The sequence below is a fragment of the Saccharopolyspora mangrovi genome, assembly GCF_035320975.1.
GTDB classification, from domain to species: domain Bacteria; phylum Actinomycetota; class Actinomycetes; order Mycobacteriales; family Pseudonocardiaceae; genus Saccharopolyspora; species Saccharopolyspora mangrovi.
The window spans coordinates 56,373-73,827 of the sequence record NZ_JAWLNX010000025.1 but is presented as its reverse complement, the minus strand read 5'-3'; the positions used below and the strand labels follow the sequence as shown (position 1 = coordinate 73,827).

At 69.3% G+C, this 17,455-nt stretch carries 17 protein-coding genes; 6 read left to right on the top strand and 11 right to left on the bottom strand.

Translation table 11 applies throughout. The features are described from left to right. Nucleotides 1–435: 435 nt before the first annotated feature. On the top strand, nt 436–1,170 hold the full coding sequence (locus R4I43_RS27595) for a ribosomal RNA small subunit methyltransferase A (protein ID WP_324268606.1): 735 nt from the start codon (nt 436–438) through the stop codon (nt 1,168–1,170). An 8-nt stretch (nt 1,171–1,178) separates the two neighbouring features. On the opposite strand, the gene R4I43_RS27590 is transcribed toward R4I43_RS27595, so the two are convergent. Further along, a complete protein-coding gene (locus R4I43_RS27590) occupies nt 1,179–1,403 on the bottom strand; it encodes a zinc finger protein (protein WP_324268605.1) in 225 nt (74 codons plus the stop codon). Between the two features lie 121 nt (nt 1,404–1,524). Here R4I43_RS27590 and R4I43_RS27585 point away from each other — a divergent pair, with 121 nt between their 5' ends. Together R4I43_RS27585 and R4I43_RS27580 are read left to right on the top strand one after the other, a co-directional pair. After that, entirely contained in the window at nt 1,525–2,361 is an 837-nt protein-coding gene (locus R4I43_RS27585; RefSeq protein ID WP_324268604.1) for a helix-turn-helix domain-containing protein, read from the top strand. Then, nucleotides 2,361–2,555, top strand: coding sequence for a DUF397 domain-containing protein (locus R4I43_RS27580; RefSeq protein WP_324268603.1), 195 nt, complete (start codon nt 2,361–2,363; stop codon nt 2,553–2,555). Before R4I43_RS27585 ends, R4I43_RS27580 begins: the two co-directional genes overlap by 1 nt. Here the strand turns inward: R4I43_RS27580 and R4I43_RS27575 are convergent, their stop codons facing one another. The 8 genes from R4I43_RS27575 to R4I43_RS27540 all read right to left on the bottom strand — a co-directional run bounded on the left by R4I43_RS27575 (nt 2,556) and on the right by R4I43_RS27540 (nt 11,340). Further along, on the bottom strand, nt 2,556–4,514 hold the full coding sequence (locus R4I43_RS27575; protein WP_407691323.1) for a PhoX family protein: 1,959 nt from the start codon (nt 4,512–4,514) through the stop codon (nt 2,556–2,558). A 134-nt stretch (nt 4,515–4,648) separates the two neighbouring features. Further along, nucleotides 4,649–5,872 carry an MFS transporter gene (locus R4I43_RS27570; RefSeq protein WP_324268601.1) on the bottom strand — a complete coding sequence of 408 codons (1,224 nt, stop codon included), beginning with the start codon at nt 5,870–5,872 and terminating at the stop codon, nt 4,649–4,651. Nucleotides 5,873–5,999: 127 nt separating this feature from the next. Next, nucleotides 6,000–7,748 carry a hypothetical protein gene (locus tag R4I43_RS27565; protein ID WP_324268600.1) on the bottom strand — a complete coding sequence of 583 codons (1,749 nt, stop codon included), beginning with the start codon at nt 7,746–7,748 and terminating at the stop codon, nt 6,000–6,002. Between the two features lie 121 nt (nt 7,749–7,869). After that, entirely contained in the window at nt 7,870–8,244 is a 375-nt protein-coding gene (gene crcB / locus R4I43_RS27560; RefSeq protein ID WP_324268599.1) for a fluoride efflux transporter CrcB, read from the bottom strand. Then, a complete protein-coding gene (locus R4I43_RS27555; RefSeq protein WP_324268598.1) occupies nt 8,241–8,684 on the bottom strand; it encodes a fluoride efflux transporter FluC in 444 nt (147 codons plus the stop codon). The genes crcB and R4I43_RS27555 overlap by 4 nt, the downstream gene beginning before the upstream one ends. A 127-nt stretch (nt 8,685–8,811) precedes the next feature. Then, nucleotides 8,812–9,198, bottom strand: coding sequence for an OmpA family protein (locus R4I43_RS27550; RefSeq protein WP_324268597.1), 387 nt, complete (start codon nt 9,196–9,198; stop codon nt 8,812–8,814). Between the two features lie 394 nt (nt 9,199–9,592). Continuing rightward, the gene (locus tag R4I43_RS27545) at nt 9,593–10,393 is read right to left on the bottom strand and encodes an ABC transporter permease (RefSeq protein ID WP_324268596.1); all 801 of its coding nucleotides are present in this window, start codon (nt 10,391–10,393) and stop codon (nt 9,593–9,595) included. After that, entirely contained in the window at nt 10,390–11,340 is a 951-nt protein-coding gene (locus tag R4I43_RS27540) for an ATP-binding cassette domain-containing protein (protein WP_324268595.1), read from the bottom strand. Before R4I43_RS27540 ends, R4I43_RS27545 begins: the two co-directional genes overlap by 4 nt. Nucleotides 11,341–11,578: 238 nt before the next feature. On the opposite strand from R4I43_RS27540, the gene R4I43_RS27535 reads away from it, so the two are divergent. Then, a complete protein-coding gene (locus R4I43_RS27535; protein WP_324268594.1) occupies nt 11,579–13,420 on the top strand; it encodes an acyl-CoA dehydrogenase in 1,842 nt (613 codons plus the stop codon). A 74-nt stretch (nt 13,421–13,494) separates the two neighbouring features. On the opposite strand, the gene R4I43_RS27530 is transcribed toward R4I43_RS27535, so the two are convergent. Both R4I43_RS27530 and R4I43_RS27525 read right to left on the bottom strand, forming a co-directional pair. Beyond that, on the bottom strand, nt 13,495–14,784 hold the full coding sequence (locus tag R4I43_RS27530; protein WP_324268593.1) for a glycosyltransferase family 87 protein: 1,290 nt from the start codon (nt 14,782–14,784) through the stop codon (nt 13,495–13,497). A 100-nt stretch (nt 14,785–14,884) separates the two neighbouring features. Next, a complete protein-coding gene (locus R4I43_RS27525; protein ID WP_324268635.1) occupies nt 14,885–15,652 on the bottom strand; it encodes a deoxyribonuclease IV in 768 nt (255 codons plus the stop codon). Nucleotides 15,653–15,822: 170 nt separating this feature from the next. Here R4I43_RS27525 and R4I43_RS27520 point away from each other — a divergent pair, with 170 nt between their 5' ends. Then, a complete protein-coding gene (locus tag R4I43_RS27520) occupies nt 15,823–16,767 on the top strand; it encodes a hypothetical protein (protein ID WP_324268592.1) in 945 nt (314 codons plus the stop codon). A gap of 334 nt (nt 16,768–17,101) precedes the next feature. Next, on the top strand, nt 17,102–17,452 hold the full coding sequence (gene rpsF, locus R4I43_RS27515; RefSeq protein WP_456115137.1) for a 30S ribosomal protein S6: 351 nt from the start codon (nt 17,102–17,104) through the stop codon (nt 17,450–17,452). Nucleotides 17,453–17,455 lie beyond the last annotated feature (3 nt).

The window sequence follows — 17,455 nt, the reverse complement described above, 5'->3', positions numbered from 1 at the left end:
GCAACGCAGAGTGGCCAAAGCCCCGCTGGGCTGGTCTTCCGCTGCGTGCCGTGCGTCACCACCGGACGGTTCTCGCCGGAAATCGCGCGTGATCAAGACCCCCTTTCGTCCGGTCGGTTCCAGTCGAGACCGGCCCTCTCGAGGGTGCCGGGAAAATCGGTTTCGGGGTGCGGGTGGGGGCTTGTAGCTTTGTCGACATGGGGCTTTGTTCTGCTGCTTTCTTCATCCGGCTGCGTTCCGCCTAGGCGGCGCGGCTGGATCGCGTCGCCGTTCGCGTCCGGGTTCTCGCCCTGACGCGCGGTTGATGCTGCGTTGAACTCCTGCGCTGGACTTCCGGGCTGAACGCCTGGGCTGAACTCCTGCGCCGATTCGCCGCCGGCCTGCGCGCGCGAGACCCGGTTCCCCTTCCGGCTCGCGAGTGCAGGAGCAGTCCCCATGTCCTACCGCCGCAGGTCGGCGCGCGATCGCGCGCGCCGCGAACTCGGCCAGAACTTCCTGATCAACCCGTCGACGACCCGTCGCATGGCCCGGGCGCTGAAACCGTCCCCGCACCCGGTGGTCGAACTCGGCGCGGGTCGCGGTGCGCTGACCCGAGAGCTCGTGGAGCTCGATCGCCCGGTGATCGTGGTGGAGATCGACCCGCGCTGGGCGCAGCTCCTGGCCGCCGAACTCCCGAAGGTCCGCATCCACCGCTGCGACATGCGCGAATTCCGGTTCCCGCCGGGGCCGCACGCGGTGGTCGGCAACCTGCCGTTCGGCATCACCACGGCGATGACCCGACGCCTGCTGACCAGTCCGCACTGGACCGAGGCGGTGCTGCTGGTCCAGCACGAGGTGGCCCGCAAGCGCGCTCGCGGAGGCAGTCAGCTCAACGCCCAGTGGTCGCCGTGGTTCGAGTTCCGGCTGCTCGGCGAGGTCCCGGCCCACCACTTCCGCCCGGTCCCGGCGTGCAGCGGCGGAATCCTCCACATCGCCAGGCGGCAACTCCTCCCCGCGGCGAGCAGGCCCGGCTACCAGAGCTTCGTCCAAGCCGTCTACCAGGCGAGAGGGCGGTCGTTGGCGGAGAAGGTCCGCAACGTCTCGGGCCACCGCCTCCACGACCTGCCGCCCCTGCCCCGGGACCTGACACCCCAGGCCTGGGCACGTCTCTACCGCAGGGTCGCCAGTTGATCGCCGGTTCAGGTGTTGCGCTCGGCGATCGTGCGCCAGCAGTCCATGCAGGTCTCCTCGGTGATCCACGCGATCTCGCCCGGAATCCGCTGCACGCGGACGGCCTCCACCTCGACGCCGCAGTAGGACTTCACCGAGTCCTCCGGTTCGGCGCTCTTGGCGTCGGCGTGGAAGGCGTGCCTGCCGTCGCCTATCGGGCGCCAGAACCAGTCCACCCCAGCTGCTTTGAACATCGTGTCTCCCTGCTCTTCGGGCCGGTGAGGGACCAAGCTAGGACACAAAGACGCTGATTTGTCTCAGAGACAGTTACGTGGATCACATCGAGTGATCGAGGTGCGACTTAAGGTGAGGGGCATGGCGAACACCGCGAAAGCTCGTGTGCTCGGCGCTGAGCTGCGAGAACTGCGCAAGCAGGCCGGATTGACCGTGCGCCGGCTTGAGGAGCGGCTGAGCATGTCGCGATCAACGATCAGTCGGATCGAGCGCGGTGACAAGGTGCCTGGCGCCGAGGACATCGGTGCGCTCCTCGCGATCTTCTCCGTCACCGGAGACCGGCGGACCGAGCTGATCGAGGCGGCGAAGGAAGCGGATCAGCCGAACTGGGTCGAGATCGGCGGCCCGGGGATTCCGCGGCAGCTGTCGGCGCTTCTGGAGTTCGAGCGCGAAGCGACGCGGATCAGCGACCTCTCCCTGGTCCGAGTGCCCGGCCTGCTGCAGACCGCCGACTACGCGCGGGCGGTCTTCCGAGCGGGAGGGGTTCCGCCGGAGCAGGTTGAGATGCTCGTGGCGATCCGGATGGGGCGACGTGAGGTCCTGACGCGTCCCGCTCCGGTGCGCTACCTCGCGCTGATCGACGAAGCGGTGCTCCGACGTCCCGTCGGGGGAAGCGCCGTGATGGCGGACCAGTTGCGGCACATCGTGAAGATGGCGGAGCTGGAGAACGTCACCGTCCAGGTCATCCCCTTCGAATTCGGTGCTCACATCGGGCAGGACGGCTCGCACCTCCTGCTCGAGTTCGCCAAGGCCGATCCGATCGTGCACCTCGAACATCGCAGGTCCGGGCAGTTCCTCGACGAGCTGAAAGACACGACGGAATTCCTTGGTCTCACGGCTAATCTGAGCGCGCAGGCGATGAACGCGGAGCGGTCTGCCGAAGTGATTCGCTCCTGCGCCGACCTTCTGGAGGGTTGATGACCAAGGGCTTCGGGGAGTGGCGGAAGTCGAGCTACAGCGGCACCCAGTCGAACTGCGTCGAGGTGGGGCGTGGTCGGGATGCTGTGGGGATCCGGGACACCAAGAACCGCGAGGCCGGGCACTTAGCCGTGCCCGTCTCGCGGTTCCAGGACTTCATCGGGGCCGTGAAGGACGGGACCTTCGAGCGCTGATCAGCGCCAGACGGCGACCACCGAGGGGCGGGGTTGGGCGGTGCCTCCGTCGGGCCAGTGGCTGGCCGGGTTGTCGGCGTTGGCGCCGTCCACCTCGCCGGGGTGCTGGGCCGAGACCAGGACGAGGTCGTCCTCGATGACCGGACCGCAGGCTTCAGCTCCTCGGGGGACGCTGAGGAACGCCTTGACGTGGCCGCGTTCCGGGCCTTCCAGCGGGACCGCGTAGAGGCCGTCGTTGAAGCCGAGCGCACCGCTGGAGTCGGTGGTGATCCACAGGTTGCCGCGGCTGTCGAAGGCGACGTTGTCCGGGCAGGTGATCGGGCTGACCTGCGACTTGTCGTACCCGCCGAAGTAGGTCGCCGGGTCGTTGGGGTCGCCGCAGACCAGCAGCAGCCGCCAGGTGAACCGGAGGCCGGCCGGGTCGTCGTCGAGCTCCATGACCTGGCCGTGCTTGTTGGTGTTGCGCGGGTTCGGCTCGTCGGCGGGGGCCTTGCCGTCGGTGCCGCGGTCGGAGTTGTTGGTCAGCGCCGCGTACACGCGCCCGGTCTTGGGGTGCGGCTGGACGTCCTCGGGCCGGTCCATCTTGGTGGCGCCCGCCTTGTCGGCGGCCAGGCGCGCGAAGACGTAGACCTCCTGGGCGCTCATGCCGTCGACGAAGCTGGTGTCGTTGTGCGCCAGCGGAATCCACTCGCCGACGCCGTCGAACTCGCCGTCGGAGGGCAGTTTTCCGGTGCCGTCGATCTCGGTCGGGTTGTCGCCGGTGAACTTGGCGACGTAGAGCGTGCCGGAGTCCAGCAGCGACATGTTGTGCCTGCGAGCGAGCCCGCTGCTGCCCGGTTTCATCTTGCCGTCGGAGACGAACCGGTACATGTACTCGAACTTCTCGTCATCGCCCAGGTAGGCGGCGACCCTGCCGTCGTCGAGGACGCAGATGTTGGCGCCCTCGTGCTTGAAGCGGCCCAGCGCGGTGTGCTTGACCGGCGTGGACGACGGGTCGTGCGGATCGACCTCGATGATCCAGCCGAACCGGTTGGGCTCGTTGACCTGCTGCGCGAGGTCCCAGCGGGAGTCGAAGCGCTCCCACTTGCGGTCGGTCGCGCCACCGGAGATCCCGTAGCGCGCCAGGCGTTCCGCGACCACCGGGTCGGTGACGCCGTCGGCGTTGGCGAAGTACTGGTGGAAGTTCTCCTCGCCGGAGAGGATCGTGCCCCACGGCGTCACGCCGCCCGAGCAGTTGTTCATGGTGCCCAGCGAGCGCGTGCCGGTCGGATCCGCCGGGGTTCTCAGGAACTCGCTTTCGGCGGCGGGGCCGCGCAGCTCGAACGGGGTGGTGAGGGTGATGCGCCGGTTCAGCGGGTCGATCACCGGCTCGTTGTCCTCCAGCACCACGACCGAAAGCCCGTGCGCAGCCCAGGAGATCCGGGCCTGCTGCTCGGTGGGGTTCTCCGCGTCGTAGCCGCGGAAGATGAACTCCTCGGTGACGTACTCGTGGTTGTTGACCATCACCCGACGACCGTCGGGCAGCGGCAGCAGCGCGCAGAAGTCGTTGTTGTAGCCGAACTGGCCTTCCTGCGCCTCGGGGGTCTGGTGGTCGAAGTCGAATTCCGGCGCGCCGGGCAGGATCGGGTCGCCCCAGCGGATCACGACCTGCTGCTGGAAGCCCTCCGGGATCACCACGGCGTCCTCGGTGTTGGGCCGGATCGGCACGAAGTCCAGACCGGTCGCGGCGGCTGCTTCGCGGGAGGCGAGCGCCGGGACCGCGAGCGCGGCCGAGGCCACCGCGCCGGCCTTGAGCAGGCCGCGACGGCTGAGCACCTGGTCCAGGACCTGCCCGAAGTAGGGGTTTTCCGAGGTGTTCGGCGGGTGTTCGGAGCACTGGTCGCCACATCGGTAGCGGCAGGTGACGCGGGCACGCCCGCCGGTGAGCAAGGGCAGGAGACGACGTTCGGGAGCCACCAGGACCTCCAAGCTGTTCGAGAACGCTCGGAGCGTAAGCGAACGTCACCTTCACGCAACCGTTTGGCGAACATTGGGCGAAAACGGCGGAGGGGCGTGCGGACCGGAGATCCGCACGCCCCTCCGGGGTCGTTCGATCAGACCTCTTCGCCGACCACGGCGGCCTCGGCCGGGACCCGGTGCGCGTCGGCCTTGCTGCGCACGTCGGTGACCAGCAGCAGCGCGGCGATCACGCAGAGCGCGGCACCGACGGCGAACGGCGCGTGGTTCGAGCCGAACCAGGTGGCGACGTGGCCGACCAGCGTGGCCGCCGCCGCACCGCCGAGCCAGCGGCAGAAGTTGTAGCCGGCGCTGGCGACCGGGCGCGGCGCGTCGCTGACGCTCATCGCCGAACCGGTGAACAGCGTGTTGAGCAGACCCGAGGCCAGGCCGCTCAGGATCACGCCGACGACCACGACCGGCTTGGAGCCGAAGGCCATGACGCCCAGGATCACCGCGTAGATCAGCACCGCGATGATCGTTCCGCCGACCTCGCCGAAGCGGGCCGCCAGCTTGGGAGCCAGCGTCACACCGGCCACCGCCACGCACAGGCCCCAGCCGAAGAACACCAGGCCGACCGCGATCGCGCCGAACTCCAGCACGAACGGCGACCAGGCCAGGACGATGAAGAAGCTCGCGGTGTAGAACGCCGAACCCAGCGAGGTGCGCAGCAGCGCACCGTGCTTGAGCGCCTTGAGCGGGTCGAGGATTCCGATCTTGGCGCGGGTCGAGCGATCCCCGTCCTTGGGCAGGAAGCCGGCGGAGAGGATCAGCGCGACCGCCATCAGCGCGGCGGTGCCCGCGAACGGGCCCCGCCAGGAGATGTCGCCCAGCAGCGCGCCGAGCAGCGGCCCGGTGGACAGGCCGATGCCCAGCGCCGCCTCGTAGAGCAGGATCGCCGCCTGCTGGCCGCCCGAGGCGGCACCGACGATCACCGACAGGGCAGTGGCGATGAAGAACGCGTTGCCCAGTCCCCACACCGCGCGCAGCGCGACGAGCTGGCCAATGGAGCTGGCCAGCGCGCACGCGATGGTCGCCAGGACGATCAGGACGAGGCCGGTGACCACGGTGCGCTTGGGCCCGTAGCGGGCGCTGAAGGCACCCGTGATCAGCATCGCCACGACCTGAACGCCCAGGTAGGACGAGAACAGCAGGGTGACCTGCTCCGGTCCGGCGTTCATCGCCTCGGCGATGGACAGCAGGATCGGGTCGACCAGGCCGATTCCCATGAAGGCGATGACCGCCGCGAAGGCGGTGATCCACACCGCCTTCGGTTGTCCTTTGAAGACGTCGAGTAACCGAACTTCGTGCCCGGCGCTCATCGCCACGCCACCCCTCATCAACGGCGTTCGCAGCTGCGGCTGCGGCTGCTCGGAAAAGTCAGTTCGTTTGCAAGGCTAACCAATTCTCGTTAGCGGAACAAACGGACATGAGCAGCATCACCGCGAATCAGGCATCCCCGGAGTTGCGGGCCGCCGCCGACACCTCCTCGTCCTCGTGGTGCTCGGCCAGCGCGGCCAGCAGCGCCTCCGCGTGCGAATGCCCGCTGCCCGCCAGCTCGCCCACCAGCCGCAACTGCTCGTCGGAGGGCAGCTCGGCGAAATCACCGACGAACAGCTCGACGTCGGTCTCCAGCGCCACCGCCATCGCATCCGCGCTGAACAGCAGCTGATCGCCCTCGCGCGCCACCGGCTCCTCGGTCGCGGCCTGCAGCCACATCCGCACCGCCGCACCGCACACCGGATCGTCGATCACGGCTCGTGCCGCCGCGACGCCCTCGTCGCCGGTCGTCTCCAGCAGCGCCAGCGCGGGCAGCCGGACCACCGGATCGTCCACCAGCTCCAGCAGCGCGGTCAGCTCCTCCGCGGCCTGCTTCGCGCCCCGGTGCTCGACCCAGTTGGCCACCAGCGACTGCTGGACCTGCGGCGAAGCGTCGGCGAACAGCAGCACCACCAGCTCAGCCGGGGCCAGCCGCAGCGCATCGGTGGTCGGCACGCGGAAGCCGAACGCCCGCAACGACTCCCGCGCTGCCCACGCGCCCGCGGGCAGCAGCTCCACGAACGTCTCGAACGGCAGCTCGCCGCGCTCCTCCTCGGTGGCCGGCCGGGTGCGCAGCGCCTCCATCGACTCCCACTGCTCGAAGATCCGGACGAGCAGGTCCTGCACCGGCTGCGGGTCCTCGGCGTCCAGCACGTCGGCGGCCGTGGCCGCCACCACCTCCAGCGCCACCGGCTCACCGGCCGCGTAGAGCACGCTCAACGCGGACTGCACCAGCTCCGGCAGCTTGTCCTCGTCGTCATCGGCGTCGCCGGTGATCGCGTCGAGCCCCTCGCGGAAGACGTCGTCGAGCAGCACGAAGCTCTGCCACAGCTTCGTCCACAGCACCTCCGGCTCGTCCAGCAGCGGAGTCGCGATCAGCGTCGGCACCAGCTGCCCGCCGGTGACGCGCAGCAGACCCGCGCGCTGCGCCCACTCCAGCAGCAGCTCCGCCGTGCCGGTGTCGCCGCCCAGCGCCGCGGCCAGCTTGTCGGCGCCCTCGTCGGCCTGCTCCACGACCGTGCGGATGCGCTGGATGATCGGCGCCTGAGCGGCGATCGCGCGGTGCGGCTCCACCTCGGGCAGCTCCACCGGGCTCAGCCACAGCCGCGGCTGCGGTTCCGGCTCGGAAGCCTCCCGCGCGGTGATCTCGTCTGCCGTGTCCTGGTCGACATCGAGCTCACCGGCGTCGACGGCGTCGTGGAAGGCCTCCACCGCCGCGTCGTCGGAGTCGTCCACGCCCAGCTCGCGCATGGTGGTCGTCCAGAACTTCTCCGAGCTCCACTCGCCCGGATCCGCCATCGCGGTCAGGTGCGCCGGGGTCGCCTCGTCGATCACCTCGTGCAGCGCCTGGACCGAATCGGTCGAGGTCAGCAGGCGTTCCTCGGCGAGGAAGTCGAGCCAGCGGTGCAGCAGGTCGGGCGCCACCGACCACGACTCGGTCAGCACCGCCCGGCGCGGCACCACCTCGGTCAGGGCGCGGACGAGGTCCTCCTCGCACCAGTGCGCGAGCATGCCGTCGGAGAGGAACTTGTCGTCGAGCAGCAGCTCGATCAGCTCCGCGGAGTCGAGCTCGGGGTGGCGGCTGGTGAAGCGGTCGATCAGTTCGGCGCAGGCCTCGTCGAAACGTTCCTGCTCGCCGTGGATGAAGACGGTGCGCATGGTGACCCCATTCGCTCACGTGTGCGGGTTCGTGGCTCAAAGGCTAGAGACAACCCGAGCCGAATCCCGGGAACGCAAGCACCCCCGTGCACTCGTGTCGTGATCCCCCGGAAGGGTGGCGTCAGTGCCAGATCGCAGCGGCGATCACGACGCCCAGCACTCCCGCGCCCAGCCCCGCCAGCACGGACCCGACCACGTTGAGCAGGCCGAACAGGCGCGCGCCGTCGGTGAACAGCCGCACGCTCTCGTAGCCGAAGGTGCTGAACGTCGTCAGCGCGCCGCACAACCCCACGCCCAGCGCGGTCTGCAGCACCGGGAGCGGAGCGCCGAACAGGGCCGCCCCGGCCAGGAGACCGAGGATCAGCGAACCGATCGCGTTGACCACCAGCGTTCCCCACGGGAAACCGGTCTCGTGCCGGGCCTGGACCCAGCGGTCGGTCAGGAAGCGCAGGCTCGCCCCGGTGGCGCCGCCCAGTGCGACGAGCAGGAGCGTCACGGCGCCTCCCGCCGCAGTCCGCGCGCCACCGCCCGGGTCGCGACGATCCCGGCGAACACCGCGAACAGGCAGCACAGCACCGTGCCAAGCAGGTAGCCCAGCGCGGGCAGCGGATCGGTCAGCGCCAGCCGCAGCGCATCGGTGACGTAGGTGGAGAAGGTGGTGAACCCGCCGAGCACGCCGACCCCGAGGAACGGCCGCAGCAGGCGGTGCGGGGTGAGGAGCTCGGTGATCACGCACATCAGCACGCCGATGGCCAGGCAGCCCAGCACGTTGACCAGGAACGTCGACGCGGGACCGGGCCAGAGCAGGCTCGCGGACCAGCGGAGGACCGAGCCGATCGCGCCGCCGGTGGCGACCGCGGCCAGCGCGTCGAGCGGAACCGGAGAGGCGGCGCCCGAGGGCTCGCGGACCGTCCGCGTCTCGGCGGGAGAACCCATCGACACCTCCGTGGCTGTTCCCGACGAGGGTACCGATGTGAGCGCTTGGCCAGGCCCGATCGCGACAGGGGTCTCAACGCGCGGCAGCGGGGCGACCGAACTCCGGCCGACCCGCTGCCGCTGGTGCTTACTGGACCTTGACCTCGACCTTGCGCGATGCGGCCGGGTCGCCGCCCGCGTCGCCCTGGCCGGAGACCTGCATGCGGTCGGCCGGGATCCCGGCCTGCGTCAGCGGGTCGGCGACGGCCTGAGCGCGAGCCTGCGACAGCTGCTGGCTGTCCTGGCTGGAGTTGGTGCCGGCAGCGGTGAAGCCGGAGACGGCGAACTTCAGCTCCTGCGGAGCGCCCTTGAGCAGGTCGGCGACCTTGGTGACGGCCTGCTTGCCCTGGTCGTTGAGCTCGCTGCTGTCGGGGTCGAAGGTGTCGGCGAGCTCTGGGCGAGCTGGTCGAGCTGACCCTGCAGCTCCGTCTTGGCCTGAGCGGCGTCGCCGCCCTGCCCGTCGGCGCCCATCCAACCCGGGGTCTGCTCACCGCCCTGGCCCTCGGCGCCGGGCTGCTGCCCGTCGCCACCCTGAGGCTGGCCTTCAGCACCGGGCGGCGGAGCAGGCTGGCCGGCGGACTGCCCCGGGACACCGGGAACTCCTGAAGGCATGCCCGCCCCACCGCCGGGGCCGCCGCCGCACCCGGCGAGCAGTGCCGACGTGCAAGCGATCACTGCTGCGGCGTATTTGACGTTCGTTCGGCGCATCACCCACCTCGCGGTCCATGACGTGTGTCGGAGACGGGCAGATATTGCGGGCTGAACGATCTGAAAACGCGAAACGACTGCGCGAGTCCGCTCCTGTTCACACCGACAAGCGAGGCCGCCTTCACCGGCGCCTACGGGAGTCCCTTGTGGACCGAAGCGGGTCACCTGCTCGCGACGCGGCGGTACCGGGCCACCGCGAGCGGGATGAAGATCGCCAGGATCACCAGCGCCGACGCCACCGAGTACAGCACCGCGTGCTGCGCCGGCCAGCTGTCCGGCGGCGGGCCTGTCACGCGCAGCGGGTTGCCGTACAGCTGCCGCAGCGCGTCCGAGTACACCGTGATCGGGTTCCACTCCGCGAAGGTCCGAAGTGGACCGGGCATCGACTCGGCCGGGACGAAGGCCGAGGACACGAACGTCACCGGGAACATCCACAGCAGACCCGCGCTCTGCGCGACCTCGACGCTGCGCGCCACCAGCCCGATGAACGCCCCCACCCACGACATCGCGAACGAGAACAGCAGCAGGAGCCCGAACGCCAGCAGCGCGTCCAGCGCGCTGCCCCGGATCCGCCAGCCGACGATCAGCCCGCACAGCGACATGATCACCACCGTCAGCACGCTGACCAGCAGGTCCGAGGTGGTGCGTCCGAGCAGCACGGCGACCCGCGACATCGGCAGCGACCGGAACCGGTCCATCATGCCCTTCTGCAGGTCGTTGGCCAGGCCGATCACCGTGAAGGCGCTGTTGAAGGCCACGGTCTGCACGAAGATCCCGGCGATCAGGAACTCCCGGTAGGCCTCGCCGCCGAGGCTGCCGCCGAAGACGTAGGCGAACATCAGCACGAACATGATCGGCTGCGCGGTGCTGGCCAGCAGCAGATCCGGGTTGCGCTTGATGTTCATCAGGTTCCGCCACGCCACGACGTTGCTGTCGCGGATGCTCACGGCCAGGGAGTTCATGCCTGCTCCTCCTCGGCGTGCCGTCCGGTCAGGCCCAGGAACACGTCGTCCAGCGTCGGCCGGTGCAGCCCGACGTCGTTGACCACCACGTTGTCGGCGTCGAGCCGGCGCAACGCCTCGATCAGCGCCTTCGGCCCCGCCTCGACCGGCACCGTCACCCGCCGCAGCGCGACCTCCACCTGCGGTTCGGCCACGCCGACCTCGCGCAGCACCCGCGCCACCACCGGTAAGTCCGCCGCGTCGGCGGCGACGAGCTCCAGGCGTTCGCCGCCGACGCGGGACTTGAGCTGGTCGGCGGTGCCGCTGGCGATGACCTGGCCGCGGTCGATGACCGCGATCGAGTCGGCCAGCTGGTCGGCTTCCTCCAGGTACTGGGTGGTCAGCAGCACCGTGGTGCCGTCGGCGACGAGTTCGCCGATGACCTCCCAGGTGTCCAGGCGGCCGCGTGGGTCGAGCCCGGTGGTGGGTTCGTCGAGGATCACCACCGTCGGCGTGGCCACCAGCGCACCCGCCAGGTCGAGCCGTCGCCGCATGCCGCCGGAGTAGCCCTTCGAAGGGCGGTCGGCGGCCTCGTCGAGTTTGAACCGGTCGATGAGCTGCCTGGCTCGTGACGAGGCGTTCGAGCGGGACATGCCGTAGAGCCGGCCGACCATGTAGAGGTTCTCGTAGCCGGTGAGGTTCTCGTCGACGGCCGCGTACTGCCCGGACAGGCCGATCGAGCGGCGCACCGCGTGCGGGTCGGCGAGCACGTCGTGCCCGGCGACGAACGCGCGGCCCGAGTCCGGGCGCAGCAGCGTGGTCAGGATGCGGACGGTGGTCGTCTTGCCCGCGCCGTTGGGGCCCAGCAGGCCGAGGACCGTGCCGCTGGGCACCTCGAGGTCGATCCCGTTCAGGGCGCGGGTGGATCCGAAGCTCTTGACCAGCGACTCCGCACGTACCGCGGTCATCTCAACCCCCAGAGTGATGTCCGGATCAGGTCACTGTAGGCCGCAGGGGTGACAGAACGCCCCCGAATTTCTCCGCACCGGGTTTTTGCGGATGCCAACGCAGGTCAGACGGGGTGCGAGGGGAGGGTGGCAGAGGTCGCCTCGACAGAAGTTACCGCTAGGTAATACCCTCTTGTTACCGACGAGTAAGGGCTCGTAGCCGGGCCCACCCGCAGCAGCGCGCAAGAGGGAGCCTTCGATGGGCCACTACAAGAGCAACGTCCGAGACCTCGAGTTCAACCTCTTCGAGGTCCTCAAGGTGCAGGACCGACTGGGCAAGGGCGCCTTCGAGCAGTCCGACCAGGACACCGTTCGCGGCGTGCTTTCCGAACTCAACGACCTGGCCACCGGCCCGCTCGCCGACTCGTTCGTCGAGGGCGACCGCAAGGGCGCGGACTTCGACCCGGCGACCCACGCGGTGACCCTGCCCGAGTCGTTCAAGAAGTCCTACCAGGCCGTCATGGACGGTGAGTGGTGGCGGCTCGGCCTGCCGGACGAGCTCGGCGGCTACGGCATCCCCCCGACCGTCACCTGGTCCGCCGCTGAGCTGATCCTGGGCGCCAACCCGCCGATCTACATGTACATGGCGGGCCCCAACTTCGCGACGATCCTCTGGAAGAACGGCACCGAGGAGCAGAAGAAGTGGGCCGAGCTCATGATCGAGCGCGGCTGGGGCGCCACGATGGTCCTCACCGAGCCCGACGCGGGCTCCGACGTCGGCGCCGGCCGCACCAAGGCCGTCCAGCAGGAGGACGGCACCTGGCACCTCGACGGCGTGAAGCGCTTCATCACCTCCGCCGACCAGGACATGACCGAGAACATCATGCACCTGGTGCTCGCCCGCCCCGAGGGCCCCGGCATCGAGGCCAAGCCCGGCACCAAGGGCCTGAGCCTGTTCCTGGTGCCCAAGTTCCACTTCGACGGCGAGACCGGTGAGCCCGGCGAGCGCAACGGCGCCTTCGTCACCAACGTCGAGCACAAGATGGGCCTCAACGCCTCCGCCACCTGCGAGGTAACCTTCGGCCAGCACGGCACCCCCGCCAAGGGCTGGCTGCTCGGCGAGGTCCACGACGGCATCGCCCAGATGTTCCAGGTCATCGAGTACGCGCGGATGATGGTCGGCACCAAGGCCATCGCCACCCTGTCCACCGGCTACCTCAACGCGCTGGACTACGCCAAGGAGCGCGTGCAGGGCGCGGACCTCACCCGCAGCACCGACAAGACCGCCCCGCGCGTCACCACCACCAACCACCCCGACGTGCGCCGCGCGCTGATGCTGCAGAAGGCCTACGCCGAGGGCCTGCGCGCCATCTACCTCTACACGGCGGACTACCAGGATCAGATCACCCAGGGCAAGCACGACGGCAGCGACGTCACCCTCGCCGAGGCCGTCAACGACCTGCTGCTGCCGATCGTCAAGGGCGTCGGCTCCGAGCGGGCCTACGAGATGCTCACGCACTCGCTGCAGACCCTCGGCGGCTCCGGCTTCCTGCAGGACTACCCGATCGAGCAGTACATCCGCGACGCCAAGATCGACAGCCTCTACGAGGGCACCACCGCGATCCAGGCCCAGGACTTCTTCTTCCGCAAGATCGTCCGCAACCAGGGCGCGGCGATCGGCCACGTCGCGGCCGAGATCCAGAAGACGCTGGAGAACCCGAACGCCGACGAGCGGCTCAAGGAAGAGCGCGAACTGCTCACCCGCGCCCTCGGCGACGTCCAGGGCCAGCTCGGCACGCTGTTCGAGTTCCTGACCTCCGCGCAGGAGGACATCAAGAACATCTACAAGGTCGGCCAGCACGCCGTCTCGTTCCTGATGTCCGTGGGTGACCTGCTCATCGGCTGGAAGCTGCTGCAGCAGGCCGAGATCGCGCTCGCCGCGCTCGACGCCGGTGCCGGCAAGGACGAGTCGTTCTACCAGGGCAAGGTCGCGGTCACCCGCTTCTTCGCCAAGAACGTGCTGCCCGAGCTCACCGGCCGCCGCAAGATCATCGAGGCCGCCGACAACTCCCTCATGGAGATCGACGAGTCCGCCTTCTGATCCGGACCCCTCGCGACACCGGGGCCCGCGGCATCCCGCCGCGGGCTCCGGCTCGTCCTCCCGGTCCCGAGGATTCAGATTTCGCGCGAAGTTCGACCCGGGACCTCGGCCCTCGAACTTCGCGCGAAATTCGAGGGTGCGGGGTTCACCCTGTCCTCGAAGGTCGTGCGCGCGGCGAGGAAGGCCGCGAACAGCCCGATCAGCAGGGCTGCCCGGCCCCACACGCCGATCATCAGCGCCTGGGCCGTGAAACCGTCGTGGATCCCGCTCGGCTCGCCCTGGTTGTTCAGGTACAGCCAGCGGAAGATCCCCGTGCACATCGCGAAATCCGCCACCAGGTACGCCGCGATCCAGCCCCAGCGGACGTGCACCAGCACGAAGAACGGCAGCAGCCACAACGTGTACTGCGGCGAGTGAACCTTGTGCAGCAGCAGGAAGCCGCACAGCATCGCCGCCGAAACCTGCACCCACGGGTACGTTCCGGTCTTCTCGTACCGCAACCAGCCGATCCAGCACGCCAGCGCGAACGACACCAGCATCAATCCCGGCGAGACGATGCCCATCGCGTCCTGGAAACCCTCGTCGCCGGTCCAGTTCCGAAAACCCCAGTACCACACCGAATTCGTGCTGATGTCCACCTGGCGCCGCGACTGGAACTCGAACGACGCCGCCCAGCCCTGAAAACCCGCCAGCGCGAACGGGACGTTCACCAGCAGGCCCGTCGCCACCGCAGAACCGGCCACCCGCCACGCGCCCCGCCAGTCCCGGCCGCCCTCGGTGAACACGTACAGCATCAGCGGCAGCACGAAGATCGCCGGGTAGAGCTTCAACGCGAAACCCAGCCCCAGCAGCACCGCGGCCACCGTCGACCGCCGCGCCAGCGACGCGCGCCAGCGGTGCATCACGTACACCGCGGCCACCGAGCTGGCCACCACCGGCAGGTCCCAGTTGTGGAACGCGTACAGCACCACCGGCGGACCGAGCGCCCACAGCAGCGCCCGCCACCGGCTCAACCGGCCCAGCCACCACGCCACCGCCAACCCGAACGGCGCCATCAGCAGCGCTGACGACAGCAGGAACCCCGCGTCGGTGTCCACGAAGAACGCGCCCGCCCAGATCAGCACCCCGGTCAGCACCGGGTACTCCACGACGCCGCCCCACAGCGAACCGTCCGGATCGATGCCCCCGTGCACGTACGGGAACACGTGCCGGTCGATGTCCCGGCCCACCCACAGGTTCTGGATGTCCGAATAGCACACGTCCCGGTAGGACCGCGTCTGGTAGTCCGGCCCCGACCGGCCCCACTCGTTGAACTCCGGACCCGTGCACCGCGCCTTGTTCGCGTACCCCAACGCCAACGTCACAGCCGTCAGCAGGCACAACACCGCCAACGCCGACACCGTCAAGCCGCGCGCGACCCTGATACCGGGCTCCTCTCACCCGGTCGAGCCGGGAAACCGCAGTTCAGCTCGACTTCGAGCGAAGGAACTCGATGTCGGCGGCCTGCCCCTCGTCCGGGGTCTCGACCACCACCGGCGCACCTGCCTTCGACACCACGCCCACCAGCAGCTCGGGATCGATGTTGCCGGAACCGATGTTGGCGTGCCGGTCCCTCGACGAACCGAACTCGTCGCGCGAGTCGTTGAGGTGCACCAGATCGATCCGGCCCGTGATCGCCTTGACCCGGTCCACCACGTCCAGCAGCTCCTCACCCGCCGCGTGCGCGTGGCAGGTGTCCAGGCAGAACCCCGCGCCGAACTCGCCCACCGCGTCCCACAGCCGGGCCAGCGCGTCGAACCGCCGGGCCATCGCGTTCGCACCGCCCGCGGTGTTCTCGATCAGGATCGGCACCTCGAAACCGCCCTCGTCGGCCTGCCGCTCGAACAGCTTGCGCCAGTTCGCGACGCCCTCGGTGGGATCGTCGTCCTTGGTCACGTGACCGCCGTGCACGATCAGCCCCTGCGCACCCACCGCGGCCGCGGCCTTGGCCTGCTGCGCGACCGACTTCCGCGAAGGAATCCGGATCCTGTTGTTCAACGAGGCAACGTTGATCACATAAGGTGCGTGGATGAAAACGGCAACGTCGCTGTCCCGCAGCTGCTCAGCCTGCGGGTGCGGCTTCGGCGCCTTCCACCCCTGCGGGTCGGACAGGAAGAACTGCACCACCTCCGCGCCGCGCTCAGCGGCAGCGGTCAGCGGATCGTCATCGCGAACATGAGCGCCGATACGCATGGCACGCAGTGTATTCGTCCCGGCCGACCGGGCTGGGGAACCCGGCGGTTCCACGAAGTGGAACATCAACGGATTTGCCGGATTCCCGCAACCAAAGGCGGTACTCCCGCGTTAGGAGCTTTGAGACAGTGTCTGTCGATCGGGAGCCGTGCGCGAGGAGGCGAGCCATCATGGGTGCCAGGGGAAACCCCAACCCGCTGATCAAACCGGGCGCGCTCCGCCGCACCGCCTCCGCCGGTGCCGCAGGTCTGGCGATCCTGGCCGGCAGCTGCCTCGGGATGGGCACGGCCGGCGCCGCCGAGCCGCTGGTCATCGACAAGCCCATCGCCATCGTCTCCGGTGAGGCCGGGCAGCCGATCTCCGTGCTGCCCAAGACCCTGGACTTCAAGCTCAACCAGGCCGTGCTGCTCGCGATGCCGCTCGCCTTCGGCCCCGCCAGCCAGGCCTCCGAGGAGTTCGTCGCGGGCAGTCCCATCCCGCTGGGCACCGCCGAGCCCGGCACCAACTCCTTCTCCGGCCGCGAGATCGCCCAGGCCGCGACACCGCGCCTGAGCAGCCTCGGGCTGCCGGAGGACAAGGTGGAGGCCGTCCGCTTCCACTTCACCAACCTGGTCAGCCTCGGCAACTCGGTCACCGTCAACACCCCGGAGCCGGAGGAGGAGCAACCTCCGCCGCCGTCCTCCGAGGAACCGGCCCCGCCGCCGTCGTCCGAGGAACCGCCGCCGGAGTCGAGCACCCCGGCGCCGGCACCGGTCGCCCCGCCCACGTCGGCCCCGTCGACGGGCCCGGTCCCGACGACCACGCCCACCGCCAACGGCGCCCCGGCCGCGGTCAGCATGCTGCCGCCGAGCCTGCGCGGTGCCTCGCTGCCCTGGGCCCAGGCCCGCTACGGGCAGGTCCCCGGCATGGCTCCCAACGTCGGTGACCTGGCACGACAGGCTCAGGAGCGGCAGCGCGCCCAGGAGGAGCAGGACGAGATCCGCGCGGCCGGCCAGGCCGAAGCCCTGCCCACCGAGGTGTCCGAGCGAGTCGCCCTCCCGGTCCTCATCGCCGCGATCTCCCTCGCCGTCGTCACAGCAGCCCTGGTCCGAGCCTGGGTCCTCCGCCGCCACTGACCAGGGATTTCGTGGTCGTTCTGCTCGGCGGTGCGGGTAGCGGAACCTGACACGCCTTCTGGCTCCGGGATCCGCGACTGATGTATGCCAGTGCACGGCGCTGCGGCTGTCCTCCCCAGAAGACGTGTCAGAAATCCCCGGCAGGGGAAGGCACAGCGGTGCCAGTTGCTGGGGTGGGGTGAAGAGAAAGCGGCTTCGCCGCCTGACGTGACCGGGACCGCATAGCGGGCCAATCGCAGCAGCGTCAGAGCTCCTTGCTACCTTTGTTCAGTTCGTTGACGCGAACGACCCTCCTGCCACGGAAAGTCCGTGGCCGTGAGTCCACAGGAGGTGAATGGTCTTCATGCGTCACTATGAGCTCATGGTCATCCTGGACCCGAGCCTGGACGAGCGCACCGTCGCTCCGTCCCTGGAGAACTTCCTCAACGTCGTCCGCAACGACGGCGGGACCGTCGAGAAGGTCGACGTCTGGGGCCGTCGTCGGCTGTCCTTCGAGATCAACAAGAACTCCGAGGGCATCTACGTCGTCCTGGACATCAACGCTGAGCCGGCCACCGTCAAGGAGCTGGACCGTCAGCTGAACCTCAACGAGTCGATCCTGCGGACCAAGGTCCAGCGGAAGATCGTTGAGCCCCGCAAGGTCGCGCGCGCCGCCAAGGCCCGTGCCGCCAAGGCGTCTGCCTGACCA

Coding starts and splice junctions, on each gene's coding strand:
- R4I43_RS27595 (WP_324268606.1), top strand. CDS start 436: ATGTCCTACCGCCGCAGGTCGGCGCGCGATCGCGCGCGCCGCGAACTC.
- R4I43_RS27590 (WP_324268605.1), bottom strand. CDS start 1,403: ATGTTCAAAGCAGCTGGGGTGGACTGGTTCTGGCGCCCGATAGGCGAC.
- R4I43_RS27585 (WP_324268604.1), top strand. CDS start 1,525: ATGGCGAACACCGCGAAAGCTCGTGTGCTCGGCGCTGAGCTGCGAGAA.
- R4I43_RS27580 (WP_324268603.1), top strand. CDS start 2,361: ATGACCAAGGGCTTCGGGGAGTGGCGGAAGTCGAGCTACAGCGGCACC.
- R4I43_RS27570 (WP_324268601.1), bottom strand. CDS start 5,872: ATGAGCGCCGGGCACGAAGTTCGGTTACTCGACGTCTTCAAAGGACAA.
- R4I43_RS27565 (WP_324268600.1), bottom strand. CDS start 7,748: ATGCGCACCGTCTTCATCCACGGCGAGCAGGAACGTTTCGACGAGGCC.
- R4I43_RS27555 (WP_324268598.1), bottom strand. CDS start 8,684: ATGGGTTCTCCCGCCGAGACGCGGACGGTCCGCGAGCCCTCGGGCGCC.
- R4I43_RS27545 (WP_324268596.1), bottom strand. CDS start 10,393: ATGAACTCCCTGGCCGTGAGCATCCGCGACAGCAACGTCGTGGCGTGG.
- R4I43_RS27540 (WP_324268595.1), bottom strand. CDS start 11,340: ATGACCGCGGTACGTGCGGAGTCGCTGGTCAAGAGCTTCGGATCCACC.
- R4I43_RS27535 (WP_324268594.1), top strand. CDS start 11,579: ATGGGCCACTACAAGAGCAACGTCCGAGACCTCGAGTTCAACCTCTTC.
- R4I43_RS27525 (WP_324268635.1), bottom strand. CDS start 15,652: ATGCGTATCGGCGCTCATGTTCGCGATGACGATCCGCTGACCGCTGCC.
- R4I43_RS27520 (WP_324268592.1), top strand. CDS start 15,823: ATGGGTGCCAGGGGAAACCCCAACCCGCTGATCAAACCGGGCGCGCTC.
- rpsF (WP_456115137.1), top strand. CDS start 17,102: ATGGTCTTCATGCGTCACTATGAGCTCATGGTCATCCTGGACCCGAGC.